Annotated in this window: 11 protein-coding genes; 8 read left to right on the forward strand and 3 right to left on the reverse strand. The window is 52.9% G+C overall.

Annotation, left to right across the window (positions count from 1 at the left end; genetic code table 11):
- Positions 1-52: 52 nt before the first annotated feature.
- Positions 53-1,633, reverse strand: a complete 1,581-nt coding sequence (locus tag ACO0K3_RS15940) for a hypothetical protein (RefSeq protein ID WP_422986255.1) — start codon at positions 1,631-1,633, stop codon at positions 53-55.
- A complete protein-coding gene (locus ACO0K3_RS15945) occupies positions 1,630-2,499 on the reverse strand; it encodes an ABC transporter ATP-binding protein (protein ID WP_422986257.1) in 870 nt (289 codons plus the stop codon). The genes ACO0K3_RS15940 and ACO0K3_RS15945 overlap by 4 nt, the downstream gene beginning before the upstream one ends.
- Positions 2,500-2,817: 318 nt before the next feature.
- Between ACO0K3_RS15945 and acpS the strand changes: the two genes are divergently transcribed.
- The 7 genes from acpS (at position 2,818) to ACO0K3_RS15980 (ending at position 11,291) form a co-directional block, all read left to right on the forward strand.
- On the forward strand, positions 2,818-3,285 hold the full coding sequence (acpS, locus tag ACO0K3_RS15950; protein ID WP_422986259.1) for a holo-ACP synthase: 468 nt from the start codon (positions 2,818-2,820) through the stop codon (positions 3,283-3,285).
- A 30-nt stretch (positions 3,286-3,315) separates the two neighbouring features.
- Positions 3,316-3,555 carry an acyl carrier protein gene (locus tag ACO0K3_RS15955; RefSeq protein WP_422957405.1) on the forward strand — a complete coding sequence of 80 codons (240 nt, stop codon included), beginning with the start codon at positions 3,316-3,318 and terminating at the stop codon, positions 3,553-3,555.
- Positions 3,556-3,674: 119 nt separating this feature from the next.
- A complete protein-coding gene (locus ACO0K3_RS15960) occupies positions 3,675-4,859 on the forward strand; it encodes an acyl-CoA dehydrogenase family protein (RefSeq protein WP_422986261.1) in 1,185 nt (394 codons plus the stop codon).
- A 20-nt stretch (positions 4,860-4,879) separates the two neighbouring features.
- Complete coding sequence (locus ACO0K3_RS15965) at positions 4,880-5,791, forward strand: amino acid--[acyl-carrier-protein] ligase (protein WP_422986263.1); 912 nt, start codon at positions 4,880-4,882, stop codon at positions 5,789-5,791.
- Positions 5,788-6,792, forward strand: coding sequence for a DUF1839 family protein (locus ACO0K3_RS15970; RefSeq protein ID WP_422986265.1), 1,005 nt, complete (start codon positions 5,788-5,790; stop codon positions 6,790-6,792). Before ACO0K3_RS15965 ends, ACO0K3_RS15970 begins: the two co-directional genes overlap by 4 nt.
- Positions 6,792-9,413, forward strand: a complete 2,622-nt coding sequence (locus tag ACO0K3_RS15975; protein WP_422986268.1) for a glycosyl hydrolase 2 galactose-binding domain-containing protein — start codon at positions 6,792-6,794, stop codon at positions 9,411-9,413. Before ACO0K3_RS15970 ends, ACO0K3_RS15975 begins: the two co-directional genes overlap by 1 nt.
- 33 nt (positions 9,414-9,446) lie before the next feature.
- Positions 9,447-11,291, forward strand: a complete 1,845-nt coding sequence (locus ACO0K3_RS15980) for an alpha/beta fold hydrolase (RefSeq protein ID WP_422986270.1) — start codon at positions 9,447-9,449, stop codon at positions 11,289-11,291.
- A 59-nt stretch (positions 11,292-11,350) separates the two neighbouring features.
- Here ACO0K3_RS15980 and ACO0K3_RS15985 read toward each other — a convergent pair whose 3' ends face one another.
- On the reverse strand, positions 11,351-12,640 hold the full coding sequence (locus ACO0K3_RS15985; RefSeq protein ID WP_422986272.1) for a lipopolysaccharide biosynthesis protein: 1,290 nt from the start codon (positions 12,638-12,640) through the stop codon (positions 11,351-11,353).
- 450 nt (positions 12,641-13,090) lie between these two features.
- On the opposite strand from ACO0K3_RS15985, the gene queC reads away from it, so the two are divergent.
- Positions 13,091-13,804, forward strand: a complete 714-nt coding sequence (gene queC / locus ACO0K3_RS15990) for a 7-cyano-7-deazaguanine synthase QueC (protein ID WP_422986274.1) — start codon at positions 13,091-13,093, stop codon at positions 13,802-13,804.
- Positions 13,805-13,927: the final 123 nt, after the last annotated feature.

Here is a 13,927-nt window from a genome sequence, read left to right on the forward strand (position 1 = left end):
AGTCAGTCAATCAGACAGACAGAACGAATATGCGTATCCACGCCAGACTCAATTACTTTTCAGAAGTACGCTCATAAAGGATCATAAAGGCACACAACACCATACCAAGCAACAGCTGACCTGCGATTGTGCCGGTATTCGCCATACCGTTAAAACCCACAACATCCAGAACAGCTACGGTCCTCGCTTGGGTTGCGATATACAAACCGAAAAGGAATAGTGCCAGAAAAGTTCTTGCAGTCCGCGTCAGTCGTCCCAAAAAACTAGCTGCGGCGGATAACGCGAACAAGCCTGTGACAAGCGCCAAAGCGCGGCCAGAGTCGCTCACGAACCAGCGCACAATGACAGGAAAAAACAGCAATAATCCTGCTACATAACCCGCACATAATTGCCGCAGATATCGGTAGCGACGACCACCATGCGCTACCCCGCCGAGATCTTCGCTACCGGACTGAAAATCCCGCACACTCAGATCAGCAATCTGTACGCCCCAGAAAGCGACACCAACCATGACAAGCGCACTTAATGCAGCTTGCTCCAATACACTACCAAGTAACATCACCACGGCTATTCCGATCACCGCCACAGGGCTGGTCGCTACTGTCAGCGCTAGTTCCGCCACAATCTGACCAGGCAATCCAGGCAGTCTGGCAGACAATGCAAACAGAGGATGGCTAAAGGCAGCAAGAGGCCTGACCAGACGATTCAGCAAACGTAAAAGTGACCAGTTTTTTTTGACGCCCGCGCTCTTCACCTTATCAGGCGAGAAACGATGAAATAAAAAAATCGCTGGTAAAAGCGGTAGCATTGCGACTGCGAGACACAATAGTCTTGCAAAGATCATGTCCACCGACCAAAATCCCTCAGACAAGGTAACAGGTGCCAGCGCATGATTAAAATCAGCGATGCCTAAAGAAAAGTGATTGCTTGCTAGTACCTGATGAAACCGGCTCATCGCAGTACCGGTAGCAGAAAAATCGAACAAGAGCGCGGGATTCCATCCCGCAGAAGTGCCACCATTCATCATCGAGACGGGAGCGCCAATTTGCGTCGTCCATATGAAGAAGTACAACACATCGCCTGATTTCCCCATCAAAGGTGCGAAGGACTCACATAACAGAGCCATGCTCGCCGCAAAAAAACAGGCCGGCAACAATACCAGCGCATAACTTTGCAGATAAATACCTAACTGTATCGGGCCCTCACCACGCAGCAAATGCAACACCAGCACCGTCAGCAAAAATACCAGCACCATAAAGCACAGATACGCCACACCGCCAAGCCAGCGACCAAAAATGAACTGGCGATTGCTTACCGGCATGCTCGCCATCACCGCGCCAGCACCGCTGCGTACATCCTCTTGCATACGACCGCGAACCAGGTAAAAACCAGCCAGCCCGAATAACAGACTGGACAGCAATGAGCTGCCGAGCGCCAGACATACACTGTTATAGCGCACACGTGCGTCACCAACTGCGATCAAGGTATTTCCACTAGCAGGATCAGGAATCATGAGCCAGGTAATCGCCACCACAACCAGCATGGCGACGAGAGTGCTGGTACGGCGCATCCGCAGACGCGCCTCACTTTTCATCATCTCCGATAATAAGTACCGATTTACATACCTGCTCATGCTGCCAGCTCCTGTACCGCATAGCGCCGGGACATCAATGCCTCTTCCAGTGTGGGCTCGACTATCTGCGCACCGTGACAAGGTGAATGCGGATGGGCGATGCGCAAACTAATTCCCGATACCTGTCGCTGCGCCTGTAAGACCTGCACCTGCTGGCTCAGCAAATCATATTGCTGCGTATCGACTGTGGCTGACCAGATTTGTCCGCGACCTTGTTGCACAAAACTTTCCGGAGTGTCGTAAGCCACCAGTTTGCCGTTACGCATGATGGCAAGATGCCCCGCCATGTTTTCGATATCCGACACGATATGCGTTGATACGATCACCAGTTTCTTAAACCCGATCTCCGACAATAACTGACGAAAACGCAAACGTTCCTCAGGATCAAGTCCGGCAGTCGGTTCGTCTACAATCAAAATATCCGGATCATTCAACAAGGCCTGAGCAATACCGAGACGCCGTCGCATACCGCCGGAAAAAGTCGACGCAACACGTGAAGCATGCTCATGCAAATTGACAAGCTCCAGCAAATGCCCGATACGGGCGCTGTCGCATACCCCTTTCAAGGCAGCAAAATAGTGCAGAAACTCCAGCGCCGTGAGGTTAGGGTAAACACCAAAATCCTGCGGGAGATAACCAAGTCGCTGGCGTATTGCATTCGGTTTTTTCACAATGTCACTGCCATCAAACAGAATCTGCCCGCTGGTTGGTCTGGTCAGTGTGGCGATCATTTGCATCAATGACGTTTTACCTGCGCCGTTGTGACCGATCAGGCCGACCACGCCTGCGGATAACTGCAATGACAAATCATCGACTGCCCTCACTTGATTGCCATAGGTTTTTACTACGTTCTGGATGCTCAGCATAATTTATTCCGCCCCCTTGATGTGCTTATTAGATGCGGTAAGAATGATGAATCACACATCCCTCTTACAACGATCCGCTTACGATGAAGCAGAGCTTAATGCCACCTAGAGTGCGCTTCCAGCGTGACGAGACGAAGTGCAGTCTGATCAGGACAAAATGAAAAATATGGGGAACAGAATGTGTCGCACAAAACCAAAACACGCACAATCAGCAAGGCTGAATTGACGTTTTTTAACGATGAACAAGTTAACGTTCTGTTATTCTATCTCTCACATTCTGATTGCTTTGTGATGACGCCATTCCTGCTAAAGAACTCCATGAAACGCACTTTCTCACGCCTTGCTAAAACTGTGGTTCGCTCACGAACAGCGCGTAGCGTGGCGCGCACAAAGTTGTCCATAGGCACTGATTTAGTATGGATACCCGGGGTTGAGCAATCGGTTCAGCAATTTGGTCAGCGGTTTTTGCAGAGGGTTTTCACTTTACGCGAGCTGGACTATTGTCATAACAAGGTGAACGGAGCATGTCGCTTCGACCGGCTAGCGGCGCGCTTCGCGGCAAAAGAAGCGGTCATGAAATTGCTCAGGCCAAGTAAGGATGAGGTCCTGTCTTGGCAATCCATAGAAATCGTCGCCGACGAGAATGGCGCACCTGCCGTTCTACTGGCGCCAGAGCTGCGACGCCGGTATCAGCAATCAGGCATATACCAGATTGTCCTCAGCCTCAGCCACGACCATGAATATGCAACGGCGTCTGCGATTGCAGTACCGGTAGCCGTCATTTAAATTCTTTTTATCTTTCAAAAAAGCACAGCAATGAGTACAGAAAAAATTCGCCAAGTTTTAAAAGATCATGCCCGTCTGGCAGTCGATGTGGCGACACTCGCCGACGAGACCGACTTATATGAAGCAGGAATGACCTCGCATGCCAGTGTGAACGTCATGCTGGCACTGGAGGATGCGTTTGATCTGGAGTTTCCAGACCGTATGCTCAAGCGTAGTGTGTTTGAAAGTATTGCTGCAATGCATGCTGCGATTCAGGAGTTGACCGCCTGAACACGGGCAATCCCGGTGAGAAGTTTTCAAGATGCCGGCTGATGTCATGACTGTAAATGACAGCAAATTTTTATCGTCCATCATTACAGCCAATATTGCCACTACCGTCAAAGATCTTTATGTCCGAATCTGCTTCCGCCCTGCTGACATTAGCCAAACAAATCGCAAAAGAGATCGCTGCGCCGCATGCCGACGCGGTTGATCGCGATGCACGCTTCCCGCATGAAGCGATCAATGCGCTGAAACAAGCGAAATTGCTCAGCGCCTATATCCCTGAGGAGCTCGGTGGCGCAGGTGCCAGCCTGACTGAACTCGTTGAAATATGTGACGCTCTGGGACAGCAATGCTCAGCAACAGCCATGATTTTTGCGATGCATCAGATTCAAGTCATTACTCTGGTAAGGCATGCGCTCGATAACCCATGGTATCGCCAGTATTTACGTGACCTGGTTGAACATCAATACCTGATTGCCTCTGTGACTTCTGAGGTCGGCGTCGGCGGCGAAATGCGCCGCAGTTCCTGCTGTGTCGAATCCGACGGCGCAGAATTCCGTCTGGTTAAAAATGCGACGACGATTTCTTATGGCGCACAAGCCGATGATTTATTGGTTACCGCACGCCGTGCGCCGGATGCAGCAAACAGCGACCAGTCGCTGATTCTGGTACGCAAATCTGCCTACAGTCTGGAACAAAAAGGACATTGGGACACCATGGGGATGCGCGGCACTTGCAGTCCGCCGTTTCTGCTCAGTGCAACCGGAATCACTGCACAAATTATCGCGACACCCTTTGCCGATATGTCGAGTGTCACAGTTGTTCCTGTCTCGCATTTATTATGGAGTGGCTGCTGGCAGGGGATCGCCGCGGCTGCGGTGAACAAGGCGCGAGCATTTGTCCGGGGTCAGGCCAGAGCCAATCCTGGCACGGTACCACCGACCGCCTTGCGCTTGGCAGAATTAGTGAGCATGCTACAAACCCTGCGCACGACTTCGCAAGCCTGCCTGATGGAATACGAGCAACTCACGGCAGCGTATTCAGTTGATACCGGCGACTCAGCAAGCGATCGTTTGTCAACGATGGGTTATGCCCTGAAAATGAATAATTTAAAAATCCAGGCATCGCAAGATCTACCGGAGATCGTGACAAAAGCCCTGTCGATCTGCGGCATACTCGGCTATAAAAATGATAGCCCGTTCAGTATGAGCCGTCACCTGCGCGATGCCCATTCTGCTGCGCTGATGGTAGGCAACGACAGGATTCTGGCGACCAACGCCACTATGCTGCTCATCCTAAAAGACAATTAAAAAGAAAACGAAGGATCACTATGTCGATCAATTTTTCCCCTGAACTGCTTACCGATGATCTGGTTGCTGCCGGACATATTATTCCAGTCGGCGTACAAGGCATCTTTGGCCGAGGTCCGGTCTTTGAAGATGTTTTACGTCGCTTCGATGACTACGTAACACGGGTAGCCACAGACGACAAGGCAGTCAAGATGTCGTTCCCGCCCTGCCTGGATCGTCAGGTTTTAGAGCAGAGTGAATTTCTCGACTCTTTTCCCCAACTTGCCGGAACGATTTTCAGTTTTACCGGCAATGAGGCTCAGCATAAAGAACTCAGTGAAGCCGTGCATGAAGGTCGTCCCTGGACCCATCTGCAAACCATGACAGCGGTCTGCCTGACACCGGCGGCATGCTACCCGGTGTACCCGAGCTTCAGCGGTACGCTGGCGGCTGAAGGACGTCTGGTCGATATGCAAAACTGGGTGTTCCGGAATGAGCCATCGCCAGAACCGACTCGCATGCAATCCTTTCGTGTGCGTGAGTTCGTACGCGCAGGCAGTCCAGAAATGGTAATTGCATGGCGTAATGTGTGGTTACAACGAGGTCTGGATATCTTGTTGTCGCTAGGCTTACCGGCACGCTCCGAAGTCGCGTCAGATCCTTTCTTTGGACGCGGTGGTCGCATGCTGGCTGCCAATCAGCGCGAACAGCAATTGAAATTTGAAGTTGTCGTCCCGGTGATTTCACAAGAGAAACCGACGGCAGTCTGCTCATTTAATTATCACCAGGATCATTTTGGCAAATTGTTTGGCATCCATACAGCAGGAGGCGATGTCGCCCATACCGCCTGTCTGGGATTCGGTCTGGAACGTATTGTGATGGCCTTGTTTAAGACCCACGGTATGGATACGGCAGACTGGCCGCATGCAGTGCGCACCTTGCTCTGGTCATGATGTTGCACGCCCTGCCGCGCATTGATCGCGCCAGCTATGTGGCGCATGCCTTGCACGGCAATGAGCGCGCCTGGGGCGAAACCAATTGCTATATCGATGTCTGGATTGAGGTCTTACACAGCCTGAAACTGAATCCGCTTGCCTGCATGTCGATGGTATTTGCACTCGACTTTGATGGTGATCAATGGACGTTTTATAAGCCACCTCATGAGGACTTATTCACGCTGTATGGGATCGATGTACAAGAGCTGAATGTCTGGCGCAATCTGCTGGATAACGCCTGCGTCCAATTACAGCGTGGCCGTCTGGTGCTGACTGAAACCGATTCTTTTTATCTGCCGGATACCTCCGGCACCGATTACCGTACTAATCACGTCAAAACCACCATCGCGATTCAGGAAATCGATATCGCTCAACAGCGTATGGGCTATTTTCATAACAGCAGCTATCACGAACTCAGCGGCGATGATTTTGTACAGACCTTCCGTACCGGCACACTGCATGATTCGTCAGCAGGTCAGGCGGTAATGCCGATGTTTGCTGAATTTGTACGCCTTGACCGGCTGATGTTTCTGGATGAGCACGCACTGGCGCAGGCGTCGCGAGCACTCCTCATCAAGCATCTGGCGCGCCGTCCGGCACATAATCCCATCAGCTTGTTTCAACCCGTCTTTATTAGCGACGTTGAGCAGTTAAAAGCAGAGGGACTGGCCGCTTACCACGCCTATGCATTTGCGACGTTGCGGCAATTGGGGGCGGGATTCAGTGTCGGTGCGACCTACCTGCGCTGGCTGGAACACATGGGACAAGGCAATTTTGCGAGCGCTGCGTTAGCCTTCGACGGCATCTCCGATGGAACTAAAACGCTGCTGTTAAAAACTGCCCGCGCTGTGATGGGCAAAAAATCCGTCGACCTGACATCTATTCTGACCGAGATGGAAACCCACTGGCAAACTGGCATGGATCAGCTTGAGCATGCCCTGATTCAGGACGAACGCTGATGGCACTGGTCCGACATCCGTATCAACAGTCTCTCGACGCTCAGTGGAAATTTGCCGAGGTCGCGACTAATGAGCTTCCCGCGATCGAATTCGCATCGCAGATTGCCGACCATCGCTGGCAAACAGCACAGGTACCGGGAACCGTTGCATCATCGTTGCATGCTCTGGAGCGCTTTACTTACGGTGCACAGCAGTTTGACGATGCCGATTACTGGTTCCGTTGCCAATGTGACTTGCCGCAAGCCGCCGCGCTGTGTTTCGACGGTCTCGCCAGCCTGAGCGAGGTATTCTGGAATGATATCTTGCTGCTCAGCTCGGAGAATATGTTTGTCCAGCACCGGATTGATCTGTCTGCCCACCTCGCCAGCACGGGCAGCATGATCCACTCCGGCATCCTGAGTCTGCGATTTCGTTCGCTGAATGCCGCACTCAAAATCCGTCGCCCGCGTGGCCGCTGGCGTACACGACTGGTGGAACAGCAACAACTGCGCTGGGTCAGAACCAGCCTGCTCGGCCGCATGCCGGGATGGTCGCCACCGGTCGCGGCTGTCGGTCCTTATCGGGCCATACGTGTCGAAACCGCGAACGATATCCGCATTGTGGATGCCGATGTACGTACCCGACTTGATGCATCCGATGTATTTCATACGCCAGATGTTGCCGCACAAAGCGCAGGCATCGTCAGCGCAAAAATTCGTATTGCGGCGACAACCCCGATTGATCAGGTGATCCTGCATGTCGGCGATACTCAATGTCGGTTAGATATAGCAGACCAGCTTTCCGGCGAATCTCCGGCCTTCATGGCGGGTGGTGACTTACGCCTGGCAAATCCGTCGCTCTGGTGGCCCCATACGCATGGCCAGCCTGCGCTATATCCGGCGCAGATCGAGATCATCAGCGCGGGTCAGCGTCATCTGTTCGATCTGGGTCAACTCGGTTTCAGATCGATTCAGGTACGACAGGAGCAAGATGATTTTCATCTGCATGTGAACGGAGTCCCGGTATTTTGTCGCGGTGCATGCTGGATGCCGCCGGATATGCTCTCACTTGCGGGTGACGAGGCCAGTCTGCGGCCTACGCTTCTGCTGGCGCGGGATGCGGGTATGAACATGATACGCGTGGTCGGTACCATGCAGTACGAGAGTGATAACTTCTATCGCCTGTGCGATGAACTGGGGATTCTGGTCTGGCAGGATTTTATGTTTGCGAACATGGATTATCCGGTCGATGATCCTGTCTTCTCTGCAAACATCCAGCACGAGGCAAGTCAATTTTTAAACCGGATTCAACTCTCGCCCTGCATCGCCGTGCTCTGCGGCAGTTCGGAAATTGAACAACAGGCAGCGATGCTCGGTGTATCGCGCGATTTGTGGCGCAATCGCTTTTTTGCCGATAGTTTGCCTCGTTTGTGCGCCGGGTTTCTACCTGAAACAAGCTACGTTCCGTCCAGCCCTAGCGGTGGTGTGATGCCGTTCCAGCTTGATGCGGGCGTCTCGCATTATTTCGGCGTCGGCGCCTATCTGCGTCCGCTCGACGATGCGCGTCGTGCTGGCCTGCGTTTCACCTCCGAGTGTCTGGGTTTCTCGAACATGCCCGATGACAGCACGATAGAACAATTTTTACAAAACGGCGAAGCACCCGGACCACATCCCTCATGGAAGCAACGGATCCCTCGTGATAATGGTACCAGCTGGGATTTTGAAGACGTGCGAGATCACTATATGGCGCAGTTGTATCAGGTCGATCCTGCCAGCTTGCGCTATGCAGATATGCCGCGCTATCTAGCCTTGTCGCGGGTCAGCACAGGTGAAGTCATGGCGCAGACACTGGCAGAATGGCGGCGTGCCGGATCGACTTGTCACGGCGCTCTGATCTGGTTCCTACGCGATCTCTGGGCGGGTGCAGGCTGGGGCTTGATTGATGCACTCGGCAAGCCGAAAGCCGCCTATTACTATGTGCGGCGTGCGATGGCAGCACTGGCCGTGCAGATCACAGATGAAGGCTTGAACGGCCTTGCGATACACGTCGTAAACGATGGCCCAGCCCCGGTCCAGGCAGAATTGCAACTCGATTTATACCGTCATGGTGAAACTCCGATTGCGCATGGCGTGCAGGCAGTCACGATTAACGCACACAGCACCATACAGATACGCGCCGATAGTCTGCTGGAACATTTTTTTGACACGGCTTACGCCTATCGCTTCGGTCCTCCCGGTCACGATGTAGCGGTTGCACGGCTGCGCTCCGCCAACGCTGATACTGATGAAATTCCGTATTGTGCGGCATTTCATTTCCCGACCGGGATCAAGCATCATGGCGAACGTGATCTCGGCTTACAAGCGCAATTTGAACCGGCAGAACCTGCCAGTAATACCAATGATTTTGTCGTGTACCTGACGACACGCAAGCTTGCTGTATCAATCGCTATCGATGTGCCAGGCTACCTGCCTGATGATAATTATTTCCATCTCGCACCGGGCGCGATCCGCGAAATCAGGCTAACTAGCAGCTCAGGTAGTTCCACTTCCGCCAATGGAAAAAAATCTGTGCAAGGCTCAGTGTTTGCCCTCAATGCAATCAGTCCGATCAAGATCGGCAAGCCTGCATCGCCTTCCGAATAACCCGCCGACCATGAACCTACAGTGACTATTGCCATGTCCCCTCCAGTCCAGACCCATCAGGATGCTGATACAGCACAGGGCTTTTGGTTTGGCGATGCGGATACGCCTTTATTCGGCTGGTATCATCCGGCACAAGGAGCCATCCGCAATTCCGGCGTGATTCTGTGTCCGCCTTTCGGCCATGAATATATGGTCTCGTACCGGTCATACAAGCATCTCGCGATGCGTTTGGCCAGAGCTGGTTTTCCTGTCTGCTTTTTTGATTATGATGCAAGCGGCGATTCCGCTGACAGCGATACGGCGAGAGTCACAAGCTGGCGAAAAAATATTAAGCAGGCAGCCGAGCAGTTACGGCGTTTGTCCGGTGTTGCACAAGTTAGTTTATTCGGTATGCGACTCGGCGCCCTGCTGGCGGCTGCAGTGGCAGATGACTTATCCGCACCGGCACTGATCTTGTTTGCGCCGGTAGTGTCAGGACGAGCCTATGTCAGAGAACTCATTGTATTGCGCGGCATGCATAGCATTCCGCCCTCGGACCATCCACAACAGCAGATCAGTGATGATGAACTGACAGGTTACGCTTTTGATGCCAGAACCCGGACTGAGCTTGGCCAGCTCGATTTGCTTAAAATCGCTGCGCCGCAGGCCGCCACGATGATCGTGGCAAGAGATGACATATCGGGACAGGAAGCCAAACTTGCCAATGCCTGGCACCTCGACCACAGAGCAATCCATCTATCCGACAGTAGCGGCTATGCGGCGATGATGACCGAAGACGCGCATGAATCCGTAGTGCCGCATACGGTCTGGAATGACATCAGCGAATGGCTGTGCAGCCAGATTCCTCATAAAAAACTACGACCTGAACCGGCCGTCATACGGCGCGGAGATGCGGCACTGTCGATTCAGGCACCACTGGCAAAACATTGCCGCCTGCCCTACGCAACATCGATACTTGAGGAAGAGATTGTCAGCTTCGCAGGCATGCATGGCATCGTGTGCAGACTACGACCAGCACATCCTGCCAGCAACATCCCTGATAACAAACTCTCCGCCAGACCCGCCATTATTTTGACCAATGTCGGCGCCAATCATCGTGTCGGCAATCATCGTCTGTATGTCAAACTCGCGCGCCGCCTGGCAGCACAAGGCTTTACAGTATTGCGCTTCGATAAGCGCGGTATCGGCTACAGCCTGCCAACACCCGCTGGCCTGGAGAACGATGTCCACAGCCCGTCGGGGATAGACGATATCCGCTCAGCGATGAAGTTTCTGGAGGAGTCCTACGATGCGCAACAATTTGTACTTGGCGGAATTTGCTCAGGTGCTTACCTGTCTTATCTGACGGCAGTGCACGATGAGCGCGTCACTGGTCTGGTGCTGATGAATCAACTAACGTTCCACTGGCGTCATGGCGACGTGATACAAACCAAGAAAGCATCCACGCTGAAATCCACGCAGTTCTACTGGCGCGCCGCCAGCGCGGGCGACACCTGGCGTCGTATGTTGCGGGGCAAGATTGCTCTGCGTCGCATCGTCGGCAATCTCAGCAAACGTCTGAGCAGGCAGGTCATCAGCAGCGTGCGCCACAGCCTGGCGCGGTTCATGAAGACCCATCATCTGCTAGGCCGTGTTGCGAGAAATTTCAGAGCCATGCAGGCGCGGGGAGTCGAGTTGCTGTTTATCTTTGGTGAAAACGATAGCAGCATCGATCTGATGACTCAGCATCTCGGCGCCAATGCCCATTTGCTGCCAGATCGCGACGGCATCCATATCGAAGTGATACGCCATGTTGATCATACTTTTACACCGATGTGGTCGCAGGAATATCTGACAGACATGCTGGCCTCGCATCTGGAAAAACGCTTTCCGGAGTAGCACGCACTGAACGTCACGCTAAACATCAGAGTGAAGCATCCGCAGGCACCAGAAAACGGTCAGGCCTTTTTCTGCAAACCCGGCAGGATAAATTTCCAGACCACGAAGAGTTCGAACACCTCGACCACCATCAGCGCAATAATCGCACCGGCAGATCCCCAGTGCGGAATGGCCCATGAGGTGATTGCCAGTACCAACGCCAGAGTCACGCTACCAAGGAAAAATAAAGAACGGAACGCCCCGCCGCTGCTCAGCCATGAGGTGCCAACCCAGCGCGCCGCATTGATCGCGAAATAACCGCCCCACAGCATCACCAGCGGATCAAGGCCGCTGTATTTGCTACCGATCACATGCGCTTCCAGCCAGGGCAACATCAGTAATAGCACCACGACATATGCCAGAACCACCAACTCAATACCCGCGATAGAAAACAGGGTGAGCTTGCGCAAACCAGCCCAGTTTTGGTCCGCCATCAGACGGCTGGCCTCGGGACGTGCAATGCGTGACCAGGCCGCGACCGCCAGCGGGATAGGCATCAGCAATAAGCGGGAGGCGTTGAGGTCGGCAATCGCGGCCACACCGAGCCAGGCACCGGAAAGATACACATAACTGTAATTCGACAGCCAGCCGACCAGCACACCAAGTATCGCCCAGCGCCCGTGACCGCTGATCGTATCCTGATGTTCGGCAATCGCCTTCTGCATTTCATCTTGTGCCTCATGTTCCTCAGCCAGAGGCGTATGCGTACTGGCCTTCAGACGTCCGGCACCGATCGCCGAACACAGGATAGAAGCGCCAGCCAGACTCAGAAAAATATTCTCAAGACCGAGATAATCACCAGCAAACAATCCTGCCAGGCTAATGACGACCAGGCTGACATACAGCAAATCCTGGCGTAGCACCGCGACGATATCAGATTGAATAAAGCCCACCGTGCGGCCGTATTCTCGCAAGCCGTTACCGATCACATACGCGCCGAACGCTAGCGCCAGTAAATTTCCTTTATGGCTGTTGTGGGTTGCCGCCGGCACGAACTCGACAATCGCAAACGCCAGCCCGCCCATCAGCAGCGTGCTCCAGATCTGGCGTATCCAATAGTGGCGTAACAAGGCTTTGCGGGTTGCATCATGGACAGCGCTGGCAACCGTAGTCAGCGGCCCGGCGATCCAGGAATCCACTACCAGCCCCGCCAGCAAACCACCTGCATACAACTGACCGTACAAGCCGTAGTCTTCCTTGGTCACCAGACGTATCAGCAACATGCCAATCGCAAAGTTCAGGGCGCTCAGCATGCCCTGATCAATGACTGACAAGATGGAGGACGACAGGAATTTTTTGGTGACACTCATGAAGAAACCGGAAGCAAAAAATAGACAAAGGGCAAAACGTCAAAACCTTACCATCATGCCTTATTCATGGTCAAAGTGTTTCATTCCCTTACAAAGCTTAATGACGGGGCTTACGCAAAAACCAAGACCTCTCACCACAGAGGCACAGAGGCACGGAAGCACAGAGAAAAGCTAGAGTAAGCAGGTCCATGAAACATCGACTAAAGGATTGTAGAAGTCCCATGTGAGGCATGCTCAATGTTTGCAGAAATCCTCAGGTCATTAAAATCAAGGTCCACGCCGACATTTGGGTGCGATATTGCTAAAATGCGGTGAAGCTCATTGCAAATCGATGTCCCATTCTGCAATTTATTAAAAATGGGGGAGTATCTGCTTTACATAGCCGATTCCGCTCGTAATTATTGCGGAATTTAACAAAAAACAGATATACCCCTAACCAGTATTATAAATATGACTATTTCAAACGAAAGCGCTCTTGTCCTGTTCAGCGGTGGCCAGGATTCCACTACCTGTCTTGCTTGGGCGTTGTCGCGCTACCAGCGGGTCGAAACCATCGGCTTCGATTACGGCCAGCGTCACGCGATTGAGCTGGAACAGCGCCCTGTCCTGCTCAAAAAAATCCGTAGCTTCTCCAGCGACTGGGATAACACACTTGGCGAAGATCACATGATCGATCTCTCACTGATTTCGCAACTCTCACATACGGCGATGACGGAAGACATCGAAATCGTCATGCAGGAAAACGGTTTGCCAAATACTTTTGTTCCCGGCCGCAATCTGATGTTCATGATGGTAGCGGCAACGCTGGCCTACCGCCGCGGCGCAAATGTACTGGTCGGCGGCATGTGCGAAACGGATTTTTCTGGCTATCCGGATTGCCGTGACGACACCATGAAAGCACTGCAAGTCGCCCTCAATCTTGGCATGGCAACCCGCCTGAAACTCGAAACACCTCTGATGTGGATCAATAAAGCCCAGACCTGGCAACTCGCAGAACAACTCGGTGGTGCTAATCTGGTCGATCTGATCCGTGCCGATACGCACACTTGCTATCTCGGTCAGCGTGGCGAGCTGCATCCCTGGGGACATGGTTGCGGCACATGCCCGGCATGTGCGTTGCGGGCGAATGGTTATAGCGAGTACGTCGCCGGAAAAGCAGCCTAGGTCGTTCAGGCGACAAGTCAGGTCAGGTTCGCCTGATTTGGCAATTGGCAATTTTATTTTGAATTTATTGTTGATGTGATTTTTTAAGTCTATTTTCGACCTTAGCGTAAGCATGGCGTTAGC

It is taken from the genome of Undibacterium sp. Rencai35W (genome assembly GCF_049340185.1).
Classification (GTDB): domain Bacteria; phylum Pseudomonadota; class Gammaproteobacteria; order Burkholderiales; family Burkholderiaceae_D; genus Undibacterium.

Excerpts from the sequence above, each read along its gene's own strand:
- ACO0K3_RS15940 (WP_422986255.1), bottom strand. The coding sequence starts at position 1,633 with ATGAGCAGGTATGTAAATCGGTACTTATTATCGGAGATGATGAAAAGT.
- ACO0K3_RS15945 (WP_422986257.1), bottom strand. The coding sequence starts at position 2,499 with ATGCTGAGCATCCAGAACGTAGTAAAAACCTATGGCAATCAAGTGAGG.
- acpS (WP_422986259.1), top strand. The coding sequence starts at position 2,818 with ATGAAACGCACTTTCTCACGCCTTGCTAAAACTGTGGTTCGCTCACGA.
- ACO0K3_RS15955 (WP_422957405.1), top strand. The coding sequence starts at position 3,316 with ATGAGTACAGAAAAAATTCGCCAAGTTTTAAAAGATCATGCCCGTCTG.
- ACO0K3_RS15960 (WP_422986261.1), top strand. The coding sequence starts at position 3,675 with ATGTCCGAATCTGCTTCCGCCCTGCTGACATTAGCCAAACAAATCGCA.
- ACO0K3_RS15965 (WP_422986263.1), top strand. The coding sequence starts at position 4,880 with ATGTCGATCAATTTTTCCCCTGAACTGCTTACCGATGATCTGGTTGCT.
- ACO0K3_RS15970 (WP_422986265.1), top strand. The coding sequence starts at position 5,788 with ATGATGTTGCACGCCCTGCCGCGCATTGATCGCGCCAGCTATGTGGCG.
- ACO0K3_RS15975 (WP_422986268.1), top strand. The coding sequence starts at position 6,792 with ATGGCACTGGTCCGACATCCGTATCAACAGTCTCTCGACGCTCAGTGG.
- ACO0K3_RS15980 (WP_422986270.1), top strand. The coding sequence starts at position 9,447 with ATGTCCCCTCCAGTCCAGACCCATCAGGATGCTGATACAGCACAGGGC.
- ACO0K3_RS15985 (WP_422986272.1), bottom strand. The coding sequence starts at position 12,640 with ATGAGTGTCACCAAAAAATTCCTGTCGTCCTCCATCTTGTCAGTCATT.
- queC (WP_422986274.1), top strand. The coding sequence starts at position 13,091 with ATGACTATTTCAAACGAAAGCGCTCTTGTCCTGTTCAGCGGTGGCCAG.